The organism is Bifidobacterium sp. LH_558 (assembly GCF_056356295.1).
Window position 1 is genome coordinate 131,235 of sequence record NZ_JBKETZ010000006.1, and the last position, 17,984, is coordinate 149,218.

General features: G+C 64.9%; 13 protein-coding genes and 1 tRNA gene. 12 read left to right on the forward strand and 2 right to left on the reverse strand.

The genetic code is table 11. The features are described 5' to 3' along the window. Positions 1 to 34 precede the first annotated feature (34 nt). The 5 genes from AC1AV0_RS09015 to uxaC all read left to right on the forward strand — a co-directional run bounded on the left by AC1AV0_RS09015 (position 35) and on the right by uxaC (position 6,119). Complete coding sequence (locus AC1AV0_RS09015) at positions 35 to 1,675, forward strand: mannitol dehydrogenase family protein (protein WP_476573202.1); 1,641 nt, start codon at positions 35 to 37, stop codon at positions 1,673 to 1,675. A 40-nt stretch (positions 1,676 to 1,715) separates the two neighbouring features. Then, positions 1,716 to 2,852 carry a mannonate dehydratase gene (gene uxuA, locus AC1AV0_RS09020; protein ID WP_476573204.1) on the forward strand — a complete coding sequence of 379 codons (1,137 nt, stop codon included), beginning with the start codon at positions 1,716 to 1,718 and terminating at the stop codon, positions 2,850 to 2,852. Continuing rightward, complete coding sequence (locus AC1AV0_RS09025) at positions 2,849 to 3,829, forward strand: sugar kinase (RefSeq protein WP_476573206.1); 981 nt, start codon at positions 2,849 to 2,851, stop codon at positions 3,827 to 3,829. Before uxuA ends, AC1AV0_RS09025 begins: the two co-directional genes overlap by 4 nt. A 100-nt stretch (positions 3,830 to 3,929) precedes the next feature. Next, positions 3,930 to 4,595: a bifunctional 4-hydroxy-2-oxoglutarate aldolase/2-dehydro-3-deoxy-phosphogluconate aldolase gene (gene eda / locus AC1AV0_RS09030; RefSeq protein WP_476573208.1), complete on the forward strand. Its 666-nt coding sequence runs from the start codon at positions 3,930 to 3,932 to the stop codon at positions 4,593 to 4,595. Between the two features lie 114 nt (positions 4,596 to 4,709). Further along, positions 4,710 to 6,119 (forward strand): glucuronate isomerase, encoded by a 1,410-nt coding sequence (gene uxaC, locus AC1AV0_RS09035; RefSeq protein ID WP_476573210.1) that lies wholly within the window; start codon positions 4,710 to 4,712, stop codon positions 6,117 to 6,119. Positions 6,120 to 6,232: 113 nt separating this feature from the next. Here the strand turns inward: uxaC and pgm are convergent, their stop codons facing one another. Beyond that, entirely contained in the window at positions 6,233 to 7,909 is a 1,677-nt protein-coding gene (gene pgm, locus AC1AV0_RS09040; protein WP_476573212.1) for a phosphoglucomutase (alpha-D-glucose-1,6-bisphosphate-dependent), read from the reverse strand. A 105-nt stretch (positions 7,910 to 8,014) separates the two neighbouring features. Next, a complete protein-coding gene (locus AC1AV0_RS09045; RefSeq protein ID WP_476573214.1) occupies positions 8,015 to 9,199 on the reverse strand; it encodes a diacylglycerol/lipid kinase family protein in 1,185 nt (394 codons plus the stop codon). A 366-nt stretch (positions 9,200 to 9,565) separates the two neighbouring features. Between AC1AV0_RS09045 and AC1AV0_RS09050 the strand changes: the two genes are divergently transcribed. From AC1AV0_RS09050 to AC1AV0_RS09080, 7 genes are all read left to right on the forward strand, one after another. Further along, positions 9,566 to 11,002, forward strand: a complete 1,437-nt coding sequence (locus tag AC1AV0_RS09050) for a sugar porter family MFS transporter (protein ID WP_476573326.1) — start codon at positions 9,566 to 9,568, stop codon at positions 11,000 to 11,002. Between the two features lie 93 nt (positions 11,003 to 11,095). Beyond that, the gene (locus tag AC1AV0_RS09055; RefSeq protein ID WP_476573216.1) at positions 11,096 to 13,246 is read left to right on the forward strand and encodes a glucose PTS transporter subunit IIA; all 2,151 of its coding nucleotides are present in this window, start codon (positions 11,096 to 11,098) and stop codon (positions 13,244 to 13,246) included. Positions 13,247 to 13,270: 24 nt separating this feature from the next. Then, positions 13,271 to 14,134: a PRD domain-containing protein gene (locus AC1AV0_RS09060; protein ID WP_476573218.1), complete on the forward strand. Its 864-nt coding sequence runs from the start codon at positions 13,271 to 13,273 to the stop codon at positions 14,132 to 14,134. Positions 14,135 to 14,145: 11 nt separating this feature from the next. Then, positions 14,146 to 15,429 (forward strand): serine--tRNA ligase, encoded by a 1,284-nt coding sequence (gene serS, locus AC1AV0_RS09065; protein ID WP_476573220.1) that lies wholly within the window; start codon positions 14,146 to 14,148, stop codon positions 15,427 to 15,429. 147 nt (positions 15,430 to 15,576) lie between these two features. Continuing rightward, positions 15,577 to 15,664 (forward strand) — tRNA-Ser (locus tag AC1AV0_RS09070). A gap of 115 nt (positions 15,665 to 15,779) precedes the next feature. Beyond that, on the forward strand, positions 15,780 to 16,385 hold the full coding sequence (locus AC1AV0_RS09075; protein ID WP_476573222.1) for an HAD family hydrolase: 606 nt from the start codon (positions 15,780 to 15,782) through the stop codon (positions 16,383 to 16,385). A 271-nt stretch (positions 16,386 to 16,656) separates the two neighbouring features. After that, positions 16,657 to 17,976, forward strand: coding sequence for an ABC transporter substrate-binding protein (locus tag AC1AV0_RS09080; RefSeq protein WP_476573224.1), 1,320 nt, complete (start codon positions 16,657 to 16,659; stop codon positions 17,974 to 17,976). Positions 17,977 to 17,984 lie beyond the last annotated feature (8 nt).

The following is a 17,984-nucleotide window of genomic DNA, read 5'->3' on the forward strand; positions in this document are numbered from 1 at the left end:
AAGGCCATCACATGTTCTTTGAAAGAAGGATCCAATGGTGCATCTCAACGATGATCTCAAGCTTCACGCCGATCAGTGGCAGCAGGCCGGAATCGCGGTTCCCTCATTCGACGTCGACGCGATGCGCGAGACGACGGCCGCCCACCCTTACTGGCTGCATTTCGGCGCGGGCAATCTGTTCCGCGCGGTGCACGCGCCGATCGCCCAAGCGCTGATCGAAGCGGGGGAGACCGGCTCCGGTGTGCTCGCGGCCGAAACCTTCGATCCCGACATCATCGAGCAGGCGTACCGCCCCTTCGCCGACCGCTGCCTGCAGGTGGTGCTGAAGGCCGACGGCTCCGTGGAATCCACGTTGATTGCCTCGGTGGCTGGTTCCTTCGGCGTGCGCGCGCATGACGAAGAGTGGAACGCTTTGGAGCAGGTGTTCACGAATCCCGAACTGCAGTTCGTCACCGTCACCATCACGGAGAAGGGCTATGCGGTCGAAGGCGCGGACGGCAAGCCCCTGCCGTGGATCGCGCCGGAAGTCGAGAACGGGCCCGAGACGGCGGTGAGCGCGATGGGCGCGATGACCGCGCTGCTGTTCGCCCGATTCAACGCGGGCGGCACTCCGATCGCGATGGTGAGCACGGACAACTTCTCACAGAACGGCGACCGCTTCGGCGCGGCCATCCGTCGCTTCGCCGAGCTGTGGCTCGAGCGTGGATTCGTGGGCCAGGACTTCGTCGACTGGCTGGCGGACCCGACCAAGGTGAGCTTCCCGCTGTCCATGATCGACCGCATCACCCCTAATCCGGCCGCGTCGGTGGCCGCGATGCTTGAGGAGCGCGGCTTCGAGGACACCCAGCTGATCCGCGGCGAGCGCGGCACGAATATCGCGCCTTTCGCCAACGCGGAGGAGACCTGGTATCTGGTTGTGGAGGACGCTTTCCCGAACGGCCGCCCCGCGCTGGAGAAGGCGGGTGTGTACGTGGCCGACCGCGACACGGTGAACCTGGCCGACGAGATGAAGGTGACCACCTGCCTGAACCCCCTGCACACGGCGGTGGCGACTTTCGGCATGCTGCTGGGCTACGAATCCATGTCCCAGGCGATCGCCGACCCCTCGCTCACGGCTTTGGCGGAGCGTCTCGGCTACGACGAGGGACTGCCGGTGGTGGCCGATCCGGGCATCTTTTCGCCGCGCGAGTTCCTGCGCCAAGTGGTCGAGGTGCGCATCCCGAATCCGAACATCCCCGACACCCCGGCGCGCATCAGCACCGACACCTCGCAGAAGATCCCCGTCCGCTACGGCGAAACCATCAAGAAGTACCTCGCCGATCCCAACCTCGACGTGGCCGATCTCATCGCGATTCCGCTGGCCATCGCCGGCTGGCTGCGTCTGCTCATCGGCTCCGATGGCAAGGGCACGCGCGACGACGGCACCGCGGTCGCAATCAGCCCCGATCCGCGTCTGGCCGAAGTGCAGCGCGCCCTGGCCGGTCTGAGCGTCGGCGAGCACCACAGCCATGCGGCCGTGTCCTCGGCCATCGCGCCCCTCCTCGCGGACGCGAGCCTGTTCGGCGCCGACCTGACCAACACCGCCTTGGCCACCGCGATCACGGACTATCTCGTCCGGTTCACGGCCGGCACCAACACCGTCCACACCGTCATCAACGAAGCACTGGGACTCTAAGAGCCCCCCGAATCCGACCTCCAAAGAAAGGAACCCACCCATGCATATGTCATTCCGCTGGTACGGCGAGGGCAACGACACCGTCTCGCTGAACGATATCCGCCAGATTCCCGGCGTGGAAACCATCGTCTGGTCCCTGCACCACAAGCAGGCCGGCGAATTGTGGACGCCGGAGGAGATCGAGCGCGAGATGGCGCTGATCACCGGCCTGTCCGAAGCCGAGCGCAAGGCCGGCGTGACCAAAACCTTCAACGCGGACGTGGTCGAATCCGTCAACGTGCACGAATCCATCAAAACCGGCACCACCCTGCTGGGCATGAGCCGCGACGAGGCGCTCGACAACTACATCAAGACAATCGAGAACCTCGGCCGCGCCGGCGTGAAGGTCGTGACCTACAACTTCATGCCCGTGTTCGACTGGCTGCGCACGGAGATGTTCCACCCCTGCCCGGACGGCTCCACCGCCCTGTACTACGACGCGAACGTGGTGGCCCAGCTCACCGATCCGCAGGCGCTGGTCGACGAGACGCTCAACGGCGCCGGCGACCTGACCATGCCCGGCTGGGAGCCCGAACGCCTCGCCCACCTGCCCGAATTCATCGAGGCGTACCGTGGCATCGGACACGACGAGTACTACGAGAACTACAAGGTCTTCCTCGACGCGGTGATCCCCACCTGCGAGAAGTACGACGTCAAGCTCGCCGTGCATCCCGACGATCCGGCCTTCGACCTGTTCGGATGGCCGCGCGTGGTCAGCTCCAAGGAAGGCATCCAGCGCGTGCTCGACCTGAACCCCAGCCCCTACAACGGCCTGTGCCTGTGCCTGGGATCGTTCTCCTCGCGCCGCGGCAACGATCCGGTCGACGCCGTGAAAACCTTCATGGACCGTATCCACTTCTCGCATGTGCGCAACATCAAGTTCCTCGACGCCGCCGGCTCGTTCAGCGAGGTCGGCCACCGCGCCTCGGAGGGCGACGTGGACACCGTGGGCATTATGAAGGCCTACGCCGAAGCCGGCTATGAGGGCTACATCCGCCCCGACCACGGCCGCCACTTGTGGAGCGAGAACACCGAAGAGGGGCGTCCCCGCCCCGGATACGGCCTGTACGACCGTGCGCTGGGCATCCAGTATCTGCTCGGCGTGTGGGATTCCTTCACCTACGGAGACGCGCGATGAGCTGGATGGTGAACGATGTCCGCCCCGGCAAGGTGCTGCTCGTCGGCGAGGCGATGGGATTGTTCACCGCCGGCGAGGAGGGCCCGTGCAGCCAGGTGGGCGCGTTCGGCGCGTCCGTGGCCGGCGCCGAGCTGAATGTGGCGATCGGATTGCGCCGCTTGGGGCAGGATCCGCTGTATATGACCAAAATCGGCGATGATCCGCTGGGCGAACGCATCCGGCTGTTCATGGAATCCAACGATCTGGACACCTCGCTGGTCGAGCTGTACCGCGAACGCCACACCGGCTTCATGATGAAGACGAAGGAAAGCGAAGGCGATCCGAAAACCTATTACTTCCGTGAAGGTTCCGCGGCTTCGACCATCGGCGCGGGCGACGTGCGCGCCCTGGACCTGACCGGAGTGAGCGTGCTGCACCTGACCGGCATCCTGCCGCCACTGTCGGACTCATGTCTGGATGCAAGCAAGGAGCTGCTGTGCGCGGCCCGCGCGAACCACATGTTCATCTCCTTCGACCCGAATCTGCGCCCCGTGCTGTGGCGTGACGCCGAAACGATGCGCTCCACCCTGCGCTCCCTTGCCTCGCATGCTGACCTCATACTGCCCGGCATCGGCGAAGGCGTCGAACTCTTCGGCGTGGAACGTGTGGAAGACATCGCACAGGCCTTCCTCGACAACGGCTCGCGCATTGTGGTCGTCAAGGACGGCCCGCGCGGCGCGTACGTCAGCGACGGCAACCAGAGCGCGTACGTGCCGGGCTTCGTGGTCGACCGTGTGGTCGACACCGTCGGCTGCGGCGACGGCTTCGCGGCCGGCGTGCTCTCCGGTCTGCTCGAGGGGCTGCCCCTCGAGGCCGCCGTGGAGCGCGGCTGCGCGTTGGGCGCCATCCAAACGCAGCATGTCTCGGACAACGAGGGACTGCCGACCCCGCAGGAACTCGCCGCGTTCACCGCCTCCCACGCGCGGGTCGCCCTGTAAGGCGGCTCTCGACGGGCGGGAACCGCGCGCGGCAAACGCATCACCATCATCCATACGACAATCCACACGACAGTCCCCACAGGAGAAGAAAAGAACACCGATGAGCACAACACACAACACCGAAATCATCGCGCAGCTGGCGCAATTGGGCATCGTTCCGCTGGTGACCCTGAACACCGTGGAGGAGGCCGTTCCGCTGGCCGAGGCCTTGGAGCGCGGAGGCGTGCCGGTGGCCGAGGTCACCTTCCGCTCGTCCTGCGCCATCGAAGGCATGAAGCGCATCCGCGACCATGTGCCCGGCGTGATGCTGGTCGCCGGCACCGTGCACACCGTGGACCAGGCGAAGGCCGCGGTCGACGCCGGCTGCGTGGGTCTGGTGACCCCCAGCTTCGACGAGCCCGTGGTCGACTGGGCTCTGGAGAACGACGTGCTGATCCTGCCCGGCACCGCCGTGCCCTCGGATGTGGAGAAGGCCTACGACCGTGGCCTGCGTCACGCGAAGTTCTTCCCCGCCGAGGCCTATGGCGGCGTGAAGACGCTTAAGGCCCTCGCCGGCCCGTTCTCCGAAATGAGCTTCCTGCCCACCGGCGGTGTGAGCCTGAAGAACGCGCAGGAATACATCGCATTGAAGAACGTGTTCGCCATCGGCGGCTCGTTCCCCGTGCCTTCGGCCGCGCAGGCCGCAGGCGACTGGGATGCGATCGCCCAAGCCTGCCGCGACAGCCGCGCCATCGTCGATCCCATCATCGCGAGCAAAGCCAGCTGACCCCGGCAATCGTCGGGCCGGCCGTCATTGTGCCATCGGCAGCCGGCCCGACCACCCTATTCACCGGTGGCTTCGCCCACCCATCCGAACGAGTCGAAGAGGATTCATCACATCATGCAGACCCTGAACCCCGACCGCCTGTTTCCTGCCGAGCCGACGCAGCGGCGCATCGCGCGCGACCTGTACGACTCGGTGAAGGATATGCCGATCATCTCTCCCCACGGGCATGTGCCCATCGAATGGTTCGCCACGGACTACCACTTCAAGAATCCGACCGAACTGTTCATCACCCCGGATCATTACGTCACGCGCCTGATGCACGCGCATGGCGTGGAACTCGCCGATCTGGGCGTGAACCAGCGCGACTTCAGCGAAAGCCAGGCGCGTGAGGCCTTCCTGACCTTCGGTCGCTGCTGGCGCCACTACGCGGGCACGCCGATGCGCTACTGGTTCGAGGATTCGCTGGAGCGCGTGTTCTCCATCACCGAGCCCTTCGGCCCCGATAGCGCCGGCCGCATCTACGACCAGATCAACGAGATGCTCGCCTCGCCGGAATTCTCCACCAGAGCGTTGGTGCGCCGCTTCAACATCGAATCCATCTCCACCACGGATGATCCGGTGGACGACCTGCGCCTGCACGATCAGGTGATCGCCGATCCGGAGTTCGGCACCCTGCTCGCCCCGGCCTTCCGTCCCGACCGCTATCTGGAACCGGCCGCGCCCGAATGGGCCGGACTGGTCGACTCGCTGGGGCAGGCCGCCGGCGTGGACGCCTCCGACTACGCGGGCTTCCATGAGGCGATGCGCCGCCGTCGCCGCTTCTTCAAAGACCATGGTGCGGTGCTTTCCGACCATTCGCATATGGATGTGGCCTGCGAGCGTCTCACCGACGACGAGGCCGCCCGCTTGTTCGCCCTCGCGTATGCGGGAGACATCACAGCGGCCGACGCCGCCCGTCTGCGCGCACATCTGTTCAACGACCAGGCGTGCCTGGCCCAGGAGGACGGGCTGATCATGACGTTGCACCCCGCCGTGCACCGCAGCTACGACCAATACGGCCTGGAGACCTACGGACGCGACATCGGCGCGGATATCCCCGCCCGGTCGGAGTTCACCCGCGCGCTGAAACCCATCCTGAACGCCTACGGCAACGATCCCACGTTCCGTCTGGTGCTGTTCACCATGGATGAGACGGTGTTTTCGCGCTCGCTGGCGCCGTTGGCCGGCTACTACCCGTCCGTGTTCGTGGGCGCGCCGTGGTGGTTCCTCGACCAGCCGGAGGCGATGCTGCGCTACTTCGAAGACGCGGTGCCGATCTGCGGCTTCGGCAAACTGTCCGGCTTCATCGACGACACGCGCGCGCTGTGCTCGATTCCTTCGCGGCACGACACCAACCGCCGCGTCACGGCGCGTTATGTGGCCTCCCTGGTGGCCGACCACCGTCTGCCGCTGGACGAGGGATGCGAGGTGATGCGCGGCATGATCCAGACGCAGCCGCGCGAGGTGTTCCGCCTCAATCCCTGATAATTCCAATCTTTGCTGGTGATTATGGTTCAACGGCGAGGGGCGGATGGCTTGGAATTCCAAGCCATCCGCCCCTCGCTTATTTCGTATGTGGGTGTCGCGTCAGCCGCGCGTCACTCGCCCAAGGCCTTGTCGACGACGACCGTGGCCTCGTCGAGCACCTTGTCCAGCGCCTCGGGGGAGACGAAGGACTCGGCGTACACCTTGTAGATGTTCTCGGTGCCGGAAGGACGCGCCGCGAACCAGTTGTTCTCGGTGGTGACCTTCAGGCCGCCGATCTTCGCGCCGTTGCCCGGCGCTTCGGTGAGTTTGGCGGTGATGTCCTCGCCGGCCAGCGTGGCGGCCGTCACATCCTCGCCGGACAGGGCGGCGAACTTCTGCTTCTGCTCCAGCGTGGTGGGGGTGTCGACGCGCTTGTACCAGCTTTCGCCGAATCGCTCCACCTGCTCGACATGCAGCTGGGCCGGGTTCTTGCCGGTTTTGGCGGTGATCTCGGCGGCCAGCAGGTCGGGGATCAGACCGTCCTTGTCGGTGGTCCACACGCGGCCGTCCTTGCGCAGGAAGCTCATGCCGGAGCTCTCCTCGCCACCGAAGGCCACCTCGCCCTTGAACAGCGGGTCGACGAACCACTTGAAGCCCACCGGCACCTCGATCAGCTTGGCGCCGATGGAGGCGGCCACGCGGTCGATCAGCGAGGAGCTCACCAGCGTCTTGCCGATGCCCGCGCCGGCCGGCCAGTCGGGACGCGCTCCGCCGAACAGATACTCCACGCACACGGCGATGTAGTGGTTCGGGTTCATCACGCCCCAGTTCGGGCAGACGATGCCGTGGCGGTCGGCGTCCGGATCGGTGCCGCCCACCAGATCGTACTTATCCCACGCGCCGGCGTTGAGCTGGTCCACCAGGCCCTTCATCGCGTGCGGCGAGCTCGGATCCATACGGATCTTGCCATCGTGGTCGAGGGTCATGAAGCGCCAGGTCGGATCGACCTCGGGGCGCACCACGCCGATGTCGGTGCCGTACTTCTCGTTCATCAGCGGCCAGTAGTTCACCGAAGCGCCGCCGAGCGGGTCGATGCCCAGACGCACGCCGGAGGAGCGGATCAGGTCGAAGTCGATCACATTGGCCAGATCGGACACATAGTGGTCGCGGAAGTCGAAGCCCTCCACGAATTCGGACTTGATGGCCTGCTCGTAGGGCACGCGCTTGATGGACTTGTAGTCGCCGAGCAGTTCGTTGGCGCGTGCGGCGATGGCGTTCGTCACCTCGGAGGGCGCGGGGCCGCCGGTGACCGGATCGTACTTGAAGCCGCCGTCGGTGGGCGGATTGTGGCTCGGGGTCACCACGATGCCGTCGGCCAGGCCTTCGCCTTCGAAGCGCTGGGTGCCGTCGGCGGCGCGGTTGTGGGTAAGAATCGCCTGGGAGACGACCGGCGTGGGCACGAAGTCGCCGCGGGAGTCGACGCGCACATGCACGCCGTTGGCGACCAGCACCTCGATGGCGGTTTTCTCGGCCGGCTCACTCAGCGCGTGCGTGTCGCGGCCGATGTACAGCGGGCCGGTCACGCCCGCGGCCTTGCGGTATTCCGCGATGGCCTGGGTGATGGCGACGATATGGGCCTCGTTGAACGAGGTCTTCAGGGACGATCCACGGTGGCCGGAGGTGCCGAAGATGACACGCTGCTCGGGAACCGAGGGGTCGGGGACGACGTCGTAGTACTTGCCAATGACCTCGTCGACATTGATCAGATCTGCTGGGGTGGCGGGCATACCCGCATTGTTTGCTACCATACCCAACGATTGTACGCGAGGATGCGCGCCGGAACGTGCTGGAATCCGGTCTGTGTCGCGGTTCGGTCGCGTTCGGCCGCAGTTCGGTCGCGGTTCGGTCGCGGTTCAGTCGCGGATGGGGGCGATGACGCCGGTGTGCTCCGCGAAATCGGCGGTGGCGTTCGCCTGGGCGGCCTGCGCCGTCGTGCCGGCGAGCGGCATCTCCGGCACACGCACGATCAACGCGCGATGCTCCACCGAGAAGCGGATATGCCGCGTCTCGCCGAGCATATCGCCATCCACCTGCGCCAACGCCGGCTTCTCCAGCATGACTTCGGCGCTGGCACCTTGGATCTGGTCGACCGTGGAGTTGGTCGAAAGCGGATTCTGCTCCGCGCGCCCGGTGATGGTCTGGTGCAGCACATCGCCGAACAGGTTGGCCCATCCGAGGATGCCGCCCGTGGTGTCGATGATTTCGAAATCGAGCAGGCCGTCGTCGAAGGAGGCGTTCGGCATCAGCGAGAAGACGGGGATCTGACCGCAGTTGCCCGCCATCAGGGTGCGGAAGGCGAGCTCGTTCGTCGTATGGCTCGATCCGTCGGCGCGGGTGATGGTCACGCTGCCGCGGTATTTCGGCGCGAACAGGTTCTTCACGCCGCCCACGAAGTAGGCGAGCCAGCTGATGTTCTTCTTGAGTTCGGGATCGGTGTCGTCGATCATCGCGGCGTCGAAACCCATCCCCGCGATGATGAGGAAGGCGTGGCCGTGGTCCTCGTCGGGGCGGTCCAGCAGCGTGGCGCGCCCCATATCCACCAGACGCGAGCCATGCGAGGTGGCCACGGTCAGGGCCGCGTCGATGTCGTCGATCGGAATGCCCATATTACGGGCGAAAAGATTGCCCGTGCCGATCGGCACGATGCCCAGCGCGTGCCCGGTGCCCGAAACGGCGCTCGCCACCGTGCGCACGGTGCCGTCGCCTCCGACCGCCACCACCACGTCGGCGCCGTTGCTCAGCGCTTCGAGCGCGCAGGCGCGGCCGTCCTTGTCGAGCTGCGTTTCGATGAACTGCACCTGCGTCAGGCCCTTCGCCTGGCAGAATCGTTCGATATACGCGCGATGGGCCTCGGCTTGCGGTTTCGAAGGGTTGATGATGAACGCGTAATGCACTTCGTCGTCCCGACGCTTGTCCAATGAGGCGGCGAGGGCGCGCCTGCGGTGCAGTCGCACGCCGACGAAGCAGGCGACGGCGATGACGATACAGGCGGCGATGACGGCGATCGTGATGTACAGTGCAGAAGGCATGCTGTCCATTCTTGCCTGACCGGGGCGCGCAACCGCGCACGCCCCGTCGAATTTCTCCAATTCTGCACGAAGCCTGAACGTATGGTGCGGGAGGTGCGGGAGCGGGGAGGCGAAGGAAGCGCGAGGAGGGAGTCCGCGGCCACGATGCGTCGCCCGCACGTTCGCATGATGCTCTTGCGGAATTCGCCGCCGCATATCGGCGTGTCTAAAGTCCGGCATCGCTTACACTATCCGCTAGTTACTTGATTAGCAGGGTTGCTACTCGACAACGAGGCAAGACCTGAGACCTGGCGCAAGCCATGTCTCAGGTCTTTTTTGTTGTCCGGGGGCATCTCCCCGGGCGGCCCCCGCGTCAGGGAACGGACGAAGACGAGAATCCAAACGTTTGGGCGCGGCGTGCGCCCGGCGGCACACACACGAGACAAAGGAGTAGCGGTGCGATTCCCATTGAACAACACGTTCATCTTCCTCTTCGGCGCGCTTGGCGGCATGCTGTTCGGCTTCGACACGGGCATCATCTCCGGCGCGTCGCCGCTGATCGAAAGCGACTTCCAGCTCAACGCCGCGCAGACCGGATTCATCACCTCGTCGGTGCTGATCGGCTCGATGATCGGCGCGCTCACCATCGGCGGCCTGTCCGATAAATACGGGCGCAAGAAGCTGCTGATCGTATCATCCCTGCTGTTCCTGGCGGGGTCGGCGCTGTCCGCCACCGCGGCGGGCTTCGTGTGGATGGTCGCCGCCCGCATTCTGCTCGGCCTCGCCGTCGGCGCCGCCTCCGCGCTCACCCCGGCCTATCTGGCTGAGCTGGCCCCCAAGGAGCGCCGCGGCTCGCTGTCCACGCTGTTCCAGCTGATGGTGACGCTCGGCATTCTGCTGGCCTACCTGTCGAATCTCGGCTTCCTCGACCGCCATCTGCTGGGCTGGGACGACTGGCGTTGGATGCTGGCCTCCGCGCTGATCCCGTCCGCGCTGCTGTTCCTCGGCGGCCTGCTGCTGCCCGAATCGCCGCGCTATCTGGTCAAGCAGGGCGATATGCGCAACGCGTTCAAGGTGCTGCAGCTGATCCGCAAGGATATGGACGCCGCCGAGGTCACGGCCGAACTCGACGAGATCGAGCGCGTCGCCTCATCCGAGCGCGCGCAGCGCCAGGGCGGCGTCAAGGAGCTGTTCACCACCGCGCGTCCGGCCATTATCGCGGCCGTCGGCATCATGCTGTTCCAGCAGCTTGTTGGCATCAACTCGGTGATCTACTTCCTGCCGCAGGTGTTCATCAAGGGCTTCGGCTTCCCGGAGGACCAGGCGATCTGGGTGTCCGTCGGCATCGGCGTGGTCAACTTCCTCTCCACCATCGTCGCCACGTTGTTCATGGACCGCTTCAACCGCAAAACCGTGCTGGTGTTCGGTTCCGTGGTGATGGCCGTCTCGCTGGTCGCGCTCGCGCTGCTGAACTTCCTGGGCGACGTAAGCGGCGCCGCCGTGCCCACCATGGTGCTGATCGCCGTCTATATTCTCGGCTTCGCCGTCTCGTGGGGCCCGCTGGCTTGGGTGATGATCGGCGAGATCTTCCCGCTGTCGGTGCGCGGCATCGGCACCTCAATCGGTTCGGCGGCCAACTGGATCGGCAACTTCATCGTCTCCCAGTTCTTCCTGATGCTGCTGGCCGCGTTCGGCAACAATGTGGGCGGCCCGTTCGCCATCTTCGCGGTGTTCTCAGTGCTGTCCATCCCGTTCGTGCTCAAGTTCGTGCCCGAAACCAAGGGCAAGTCCCTGGAGCAGATCGAGGCGGAGCTGGTGGGCCGCGGCGTGTAGGCGATTTGGGGCCGATCGGATCCCACGCCTAGGGTTTGCGTAAGTGGTGTTCGTCGGACACTATGGAACCAACCTGAAGGGGAAGGAGCACGGATGCCCGCAAACGGCGAGGTCGCGGCCTCCATCATCGCAGCCGTAGGTGGCGGGGCGAACGTGCGCGGACTGTCGCATTGCGCCATGCGGCTGCGCTTCGAGCTCAACGACGGAGGCAAAGTCGACCTGGCCGGGCTTGAGTCCATCGGGCCGGTGCTGGCCGCCCTTCCCCAAAGCGGCAACCGTTGCCAGGTGGTGGTCGGCGGCGGCGTGGAGGCGCTGTATGAAGCCTGTCTGGCATTGCCGGATATGCGCGGCGTACGCGCCCACGACGCCGCCGATGCCATCGCGGACGCCACGCGCGCCGCTCGACGCGCCAAAGCATCCGACTCGCCCCACCCCTCGGCCAGGCCGCATGCCTCCATCGCCTGGCTGGACTCCTTCTTCGAATATCTGGCCGACTCGTTCCGCCCGATTCTGGGCGTGCTGCTGGCGGCCTCGATTATCATCGCCATCGTCAACCTGCTGATTTCGCTGGGGCTTGTCTCGGGCGACGAGGCGACCGCCGGACTGATGTTCGTCAAGGCGCTGTGGGAGGGCGTCTTCTACTTCATGCCGATTATGGTGGCCTACAACGCCGCCAAAAAACTCGCCGTGGACCCATGGGTGGGCGGGGCGATTATGGCGGCGCTGATGACCCCGCAGTTCGCCTCGCTCTCCGACTCCTCGCGTTGGGGCGACGCCGTGACCTGCGTGGGCAACGCGGCGCTGGGCACCACATCCTGTTCCGTAAGCGTGTTCGGACTGCCCATGCAGTTGAACGACTACTCCGGCAACGTATGCGTGCCGCTGATGATGGCCGCCGTGCTGGGACTGGTCTACCGCGGCTTGCGGCGCGTGGTGCCGCCGGAGATGCGGCTGGTGTTCGTGCCGTTTCTCTCGCTGATCGTCGTGGGTGCGCTGACCGCGTTCGTGATCGGACCATTGGGCGTATGGGTCGGCAACGGCCTGGGCGTGGCGTTCGCCTGGCTGAACGCCCATGCGCCGTTTGTCTTCGCGCTGGTGGTGCCGCTGCTCTACCCGTTCCTGGTGCCGCTCGGCCTGCATTGGCCCCTGAACGCTCTGATATTGATGAACATCCAATCGCTGGGCTACGACTTCATCCAAGGGCCGATGGGCGTGTGGAATTTCGCCTGTTTCGGCACCACCGCCGGCGTTCTGGTGCTCGCGTTGCGCGAACATGACGTGCAGATGCGCCAGACCTGCGTGAGCGCGTTGGCCGCCGGACTGTTCGGCGGCGTGTCCGAACCAAGCCTGTACGGCATTCATCTGCGCTATAAGCGCATCTATTCGCGTATGCTGGCCGGCTGCGCCGTGGGCGGCGTCACCATTGCCGTGCTGGGATGGCTGTTCCCCTCCGCCGTCTCAGGCGGATCCGTGCATGGGGTCACCACCACCGCGTTCGCCTTCACTTCATTGCTGACCATTCCGGCCTTCCAGCGCATGTGGGTATACGGCGTGTCCATCGCGGTGGCGTTCGTCCTGCCCATGGTGCTGATCGTCATATTCGACTACCGCGAACCGGAAGCGGTCGGGGAGAGAACGCGGCCATCGCAGGGGGAATCTTCGGCGGAACACTCGGCGATGTCTTATGCCGACTCCGTAGCGGACCCGCCTTCGGGTGTCTCGGAACCGCCTGCGACTGTTGTGGACCCGCTTGTTGCAGACGTGTCTGCCGTCGCCGCGGAATCATCTGTGACCCGCGCCGTGCTCGCACCGATCGCGGGCCATGTGATCGCCCTTGACGACGCCGGCGACAAGGTGTTCGCCTCCCGGGCCCTCGGCGAAGGCGTGGGGGTGGAACCCACCGATTCGCGCGTGGTGGCGCCGGTAAGCGGCGTGCTCACCACCGTGGCCAGAACCGGTCATGTGTTCGGCATCAAAACGGACGACGGCGTCGAAGCGCTGGTGCATGTCGGCCTCGACACCGTGCGGATGGGCGGGGAGGGATTCGCCGTGGCCGCGGCCAAAAAACAGCGCGTCCACGCCGGCGACCTGCTGGTCGAGGTCGATTTCGAACGAATCCGCGCGGCCGGTCATGCCGCCACCGTTATGATGACGGTAATCAACAGTTCGAAATTCACCGCCGTCTCACCCCGCGTCGGCATCGACGTGCGGGCCGGCGATCCGGTGATCGACGTAAGGCGTTAGAGTGCGGCCGACGAAAGGAGCCCCATGAAAATCCTGCGCGTGTTCAACAACAATGTGGTGTTGGCGTTGGATCATGGCTCCGAAGTGATCCTCACCGGGCGTGGCATCGGATTCCAAGCCAAACCCGGCATGCGCGTCGACGAGAGCAAAGTGGTGCGCACCTTCGTGCCGGCCGACGGACGCGACCCCGACCATATGGCGCAACTGCTGTCTGATATCCAGTCGGAGACGATCCGCGCGGTCTGCGAGGCGATGGGGGAAGCCGGGCTGAGCGACGACATGCAGGGCAGCGCCACGTTGGTGATGGCGGTCGCCGACCATGTGGACAACGCGCTGGTGCGGCTCGCCCGCGGCATCGAGGTCGACTATCCGCTGGTGGGCGAGGTGTCCAATCTCTACCCGAAGGAATACGAGCAGGGATGCCTGCTGATGCGGGCGCTGAACCGGAGGCTGGACGTTGCTTTGCCGGAAGGGGAGGCTATCGCCCTGGCCCTGCATCTGGTGAACGCCGGCTTCTCCACGGGAGACCTGACCTACACCTATCAGATGACCGGCGTGATCCAACAGATCATCACCATCATCGAAGAGACGTACGAGGTGGAGCTGGACCGCTCGTCGGTGAATGTGGGACGATTCATCACGCATCTGCGGTACCTGTTCGTGCGCATCAACCAACATCGGCAGCTCGTCGACGAACCCGAATCGATCGTCGGCGCGATCCGCGAATCCTATACGGAGGCGGTGCGGTGCGCCTCGTATATCGCGACGGTGCTGGAACTGCGTTTCGACGCGGACATCACCGAGGACGAGATCGCCTATCTGGCGCTGCACGTCGCCCGCGTCGCGGATAACGGACAACATGGCCGGAGTGTCGGCTTGCGGGACTAGGCTTATGGCTCATGCTTGATATTCAATTCATTCGCGAACACGCCGACATCGTCAAGGAATCGCAGCGCAAGCGCGGCGAATCCGTGGAACTGGTGGACGAGGTGCTCTCCTCCGACGAGACCCGCCGCACGGCCCTCAAGGAATTCGAAGCCGCCCGCGCCCAGCAGAAGGAAATCGGCAAGAAGGTCGCCGCCGCTCCGGCCGACGAGAAGGCCGCGCTGATCGCGCAGACCAAGGAACTGTCCAACAAGGTGGCCGAGTTCAAGGCCTCCGCCGACGCCGCCTCCGAGGCGTACACCACCGCGATGTGGAAGCTGTCCAACATCGTCGAGGACGAGGCCCCCGCCGGCGGCGAGGACGATTACGTCGTCGTCAAGAAGGTCGGCCAGATCCGCGACTTCGCGGCCGAGGGCTTCGAGCCGAAGGACCATATGACCCTGGGCACCGGCGTGGCCGGCATCGACACGCGCCGCGGCGCGAAGGTCGGCGGCTCCCGCTTCTACTTCCTGCGCGGCGCCGTGGCCCGCATGCAGATCGCGATGCTCACCATGGCCGTCGACCAGGCCGAGGCGAACGGCTTCACGCTCGCCATCACCCCCACGCTGGTGCGCCCCGAAGTCATGCGCGGCACCGGCTTCCTCAACTCCCACGCCGACGAGATCTACCGCCTGCGCGAGCCCGACGACCAGTACCTCGTCGGCACCTCCGAAGTGGCGCTCGCCGGCATGCATGAGGACGAGATCCTCGACCTGTCGGGCGGTCCGCTGCGCTACTGCGGCTGGTCCTCCTGCTACCGCCGCGAGGCCGGTGCCGCCGGTAAGGACACCTCCGGCATCATCCGCGTGCACCAGTTCGACAAGGTGGAGATGTTCGTCTACGCCCCGCAGGAGAGCGCCCGCGAGGAGCACAAGCATCTGCTCGCCATGGAAGAGGAGATGCTCGGCAAGGTCGAGCTGCCCTACCGTGTGATCGACACCGCCGCCGGCGATCTGGGATCCTCCGCCGCCCGCAAGTTCGACTGCGAGGCGTGGGTGCCCACCCAGGGCAAGTACCGCGAGCTGACCTCCACCTCGAACTGCACCGAATACCAGGCCCGTCGTCTGAACATCCGCGAGCGCGTCGAGGGCGGCACCCGTCCGGTCTCCACGCTCAACGGCACGCTGGCCACCACCCGCTGGCTGGTCGCGATCCTCGAGAACCACCAGCAGGCCGACGGCTCCATCGTGATCCCCAAGGCCATGCGTCCGTACATGGGCGGCAAGGAAGTGATCGAACCCACCGCGTGGGAGGCCTGATCAGGCCGGTCGAAAACAACGATTTAGCCACCCGCCATATTCCAGCAGCGCCATTGCGCCGTTTTGCTTGGACGAAAGAGCGTCGGTGGCTAAATCGTTGTCAGGACTCCCGCTAATCGAGGGGTGCGATTAGCATATGTGACTCGAGGACAGATGTCTGAGCGGTCTAAAGAGACGGTCTTGAAAACCGTTGAGGGGCAACCCTCCGCGAGTTCGAATCTCGCTCTGTCCGCCAACAAAGGGTTTTGGGTTTTCCCAAAGCCCTTTTTCCATATCGGGGATTTGGTCCCGCTTTATGGTGTGACATGGTGTGACGTGGCAGGCGAGGCAAGTTGCTAAGGTAAGCGGATATGGGGAAAGCGATAACCGATGTCATCTTCGATTTCGACGGCGTTTTGATCGACTATCAGCCGCGGCTTGCGTTGGAAGGCCAATATCCGCCAGGCGTGATCGACATGGTGCTCGATCCCGCCGATCGGTTCGGATTTGAGTATTACGCGCGCCGCTCCAATCTGGGGTGGAGCGAGGCGCAAGTCCTCGCCGATTACGAGACGCAGCACGGGCCTGCGGTGGCGTGGGTGCTGCGCGTGTTCTTCGAGCGTCAGGAGATGGCGCTCGCCGGCATGATGTCCGGCATGGGGGAGCTGTTGCGTGATCTAGACGCGATGGGGATCCGCATGTGGGGGCTGGCGAACGCCACCAGACGCCATGTCGACAGCGCCCGTGAGCGGTTTTCCGAACTGGGTTTGCTTGAGGATGTGGTGGTTTCGTCCGAGGAGGGGATGGTCAAGCCGAATCCGAGGATTTTCCGCCGTGCCGTCGAGCGGTTCGGCGTCGATCCCGCCTGCGCGTTGTTCGTGGAGGGGGAGCGGCGCAATGCCGAAGCGGCCGGGAAGGCGGGCTTGCGCGCGGTGTGTTTCGCCGACGCTGAACGATTGCGTCAGGAACTGCGTTAGGGGAGTGCGCTAGGGAACTGCGCTGTGGAACTGCGCTTGGAAACCGCGTTTGGGAGCCGTGCTGGGGAAGTGCGCTATAAGTTGCGAGCAAAGGAGCGTTAACAAAATCGTAAAACGTTGCAATTAGCCGTAATGTAGGGCTTATTTTGCGCCGTTTTTCGCAAGACATGCGGTTATTGTTAGCTAAGTTGACATTTATTCTCGACCACCGTATAGTGATACTCAGCTATCACAGAGGAGTGATGGTGAATCATTCACAAGGAGTAGAGATATGGTTTCGCACAACAAACGCTTTATAGCCGCTCTGGCCTCCGTCGCCGCTATGGGTATCGCCCTGTCCGGCTGCGGCAGCGCGGGTGGCGACACCGCCAGCGACGGCGGCTCGACCTCGGGCGAACCCGTCGAGATCACCTACATGCACCGTCTGCCCGATAACGACGGCATGACGCTGGTGAACGACATCGTCAAGAAGTGGAACGACGAGCACCCGGACATCCAGGTCACCGCCACCAAGTTCGACGGCAACGCCTCCGATATGATCAAGAAGCTCGAGACCGACGTCAAGTCCGGCGAGGCTCCCGACCTGGCCCAGATCGGCTACGCCGAGCTGCCCGAGGTCTTCACCAAGGGCATGCTGGAGGACGTCACCGAAGAGGCCGCCAAGTATGCGGACGACTTCGCCGAGGGCGCCTTCAAGCTGATGCAGGTCGGCGGCAAGACCTACGGCCTGCCGCAGGACACCGGCCCGCTGGTCTACTACTACAACGCCACCGCGTTCGAGGAGCTCGGCCTGACCGTGCCCACCACGCAGGAGGAGCTTATCGAGTCCGCCAAGAAGGCCGCCGAGCAGGGCAAGTACATCCTGTCCTACCAGGCCGACGAGGCCGGCAACATGCTCTCCGGTCTGGCCGGCGCCTCCGAGGCGTGGTACACCGTTGAGAACGACGCCTGGGTCGTCAACACCGAAACCGCCGGCTCCGACGCCGTCGCCTCCGTGTTCCAGGAGCTGATCGACAGCAGCGCCGTGGCCACCAGCCCGCGCTGGGATCCCTCCTTCGACGCCTCCCTGCAGGACGGCTCCCTGATCGGCACCATCGGCGCCGGCTGGGAAGCCCCGCTGCTCATGGACTCCATCGGTGAGGCCCAGGAAGGCCAGTGGCGCGTCGCCCAGCTCGGCGACTGGTTCGAGAACGACGGCAAGTCCGGCCCCGACGGTGGCTCCGGCGTGGCTGTGATGAAGGGCTCCGAGCATCCGGCCGAAGCCATGGAGTTCCTCGACTGGTTCAACACCCAGGTCGCCGATCTGGTCTCCCAGGGCCTGGTCGTGGCCGCCAGCACCGAAGCCGCCAAGACTCCGGACACCTGGTCCAAGTTCTACGGCGGACAGGACGTGATGGCTGAGCTCGCCACCGCCAACGAGAACATGGGTGAGTTCACCTACATGCCCGGCTACTCGGCAGTGGGCGCCGCGATGAAGGAAACCGCCGCCAAGGCGGTGGATGGTTCCGGCAAGGTCGCGGATGTCTTCTCCGTGGCTCAGACCACCTCCATCGAAACGCTCAAGAACCTCAATCTGTCCGTAGCTGAGTAACGGATCGG

What these genes read in the sequence shown, in the direction of transcription:
- AC1AV0_RS09015 (WP_476573202.1), top strand. Translation starts at nt 35, where the DNA reads ATGGTGCATCTCAACGATGATCTCAAGCTTCACGCCGATCAGTGGCAG.
- uxuA (WP_476573204.1), top strand. Translation starts at nt 1,716, where the DNA reads ATGCATATGTCATTCCGCTGGTACGGCGAGGGCAACGACACCGTCTCG.
- AC1AV0_RS09025 (WP_476573206.1), top strand. Translation starts at nt 2,849, where the DNA reads ATGAGCTGGATGGTGAACGATGTCCGCCCCGGCAAGGTGCTGCTCGTC.
- eda (WP_476573208.1), top strand. Translation starts at nt 3,930, where the DNA reads ATGAGCACAACACACAACACCGAAATCATCGCGCAGCTGGCGCAATTG.
- uxaC (WP_476573210.1), top strand. Translation starts at nt 4,710, where the DNA reads ATGCAGACCCTGAACCCCGACCGCCTGTTTCCTGCCGAGCCGACGCAG.
- pgm (WP_476573212.1), bottom strand. Translation starts at nt 7,909, where the DNA reads ATGGTAGCAAACAATGCGGGTATGCCCGCCACCCCAGCAGATCTGATC.
- AC1AV0_RS09045 (WP_476573214.1), bottom strand. Translation starts at nt 9,199, where the DNA reads ATGGACAGCATGCCTTCTGCACTGTACATCACGATCGCCGTCATCGCC.
- AC1AV0_RS09055 (WP_476573216.1), top strand. Translation starts at nt 11,096, where the DNA reads ATGCCCGCAAACGGCGAGGTCGCGGCCTCCATCATCGCAGCCGTAGGT.
- AC1AV0_RS09060 (WP_476573218.1), top strand. Translation starts at nt 13,271, where the DNA reads ATGAAAATCCTGCGCGTGTTCAACAACAATGTGGTGTTGGCGTTGGAT.
- serS (WP_476573220.1), top strand. Translation starts at nt 14,146, where the DNA reads ATGCTTGATATTCAATTCATTCGCGAACACGCCGACATCGTCAAGGAA.
- AC1AV0_RS09075 (WP_476573222.1), top strand. Translation starts at nt 15,780, where the DNA reads ATGGGGAAAGCGATAACCGATGTCATCTTCGATTTCGACGGCGTTTTG.
- AC1AV0_RS09080 (WP_476573224.1), top strand. Translation starts at nt 16,657, where the DNA reads ATGGTTTCGCACAACAAACGCTTTATAGCCGCTCTGGCCTCCGTCGCC.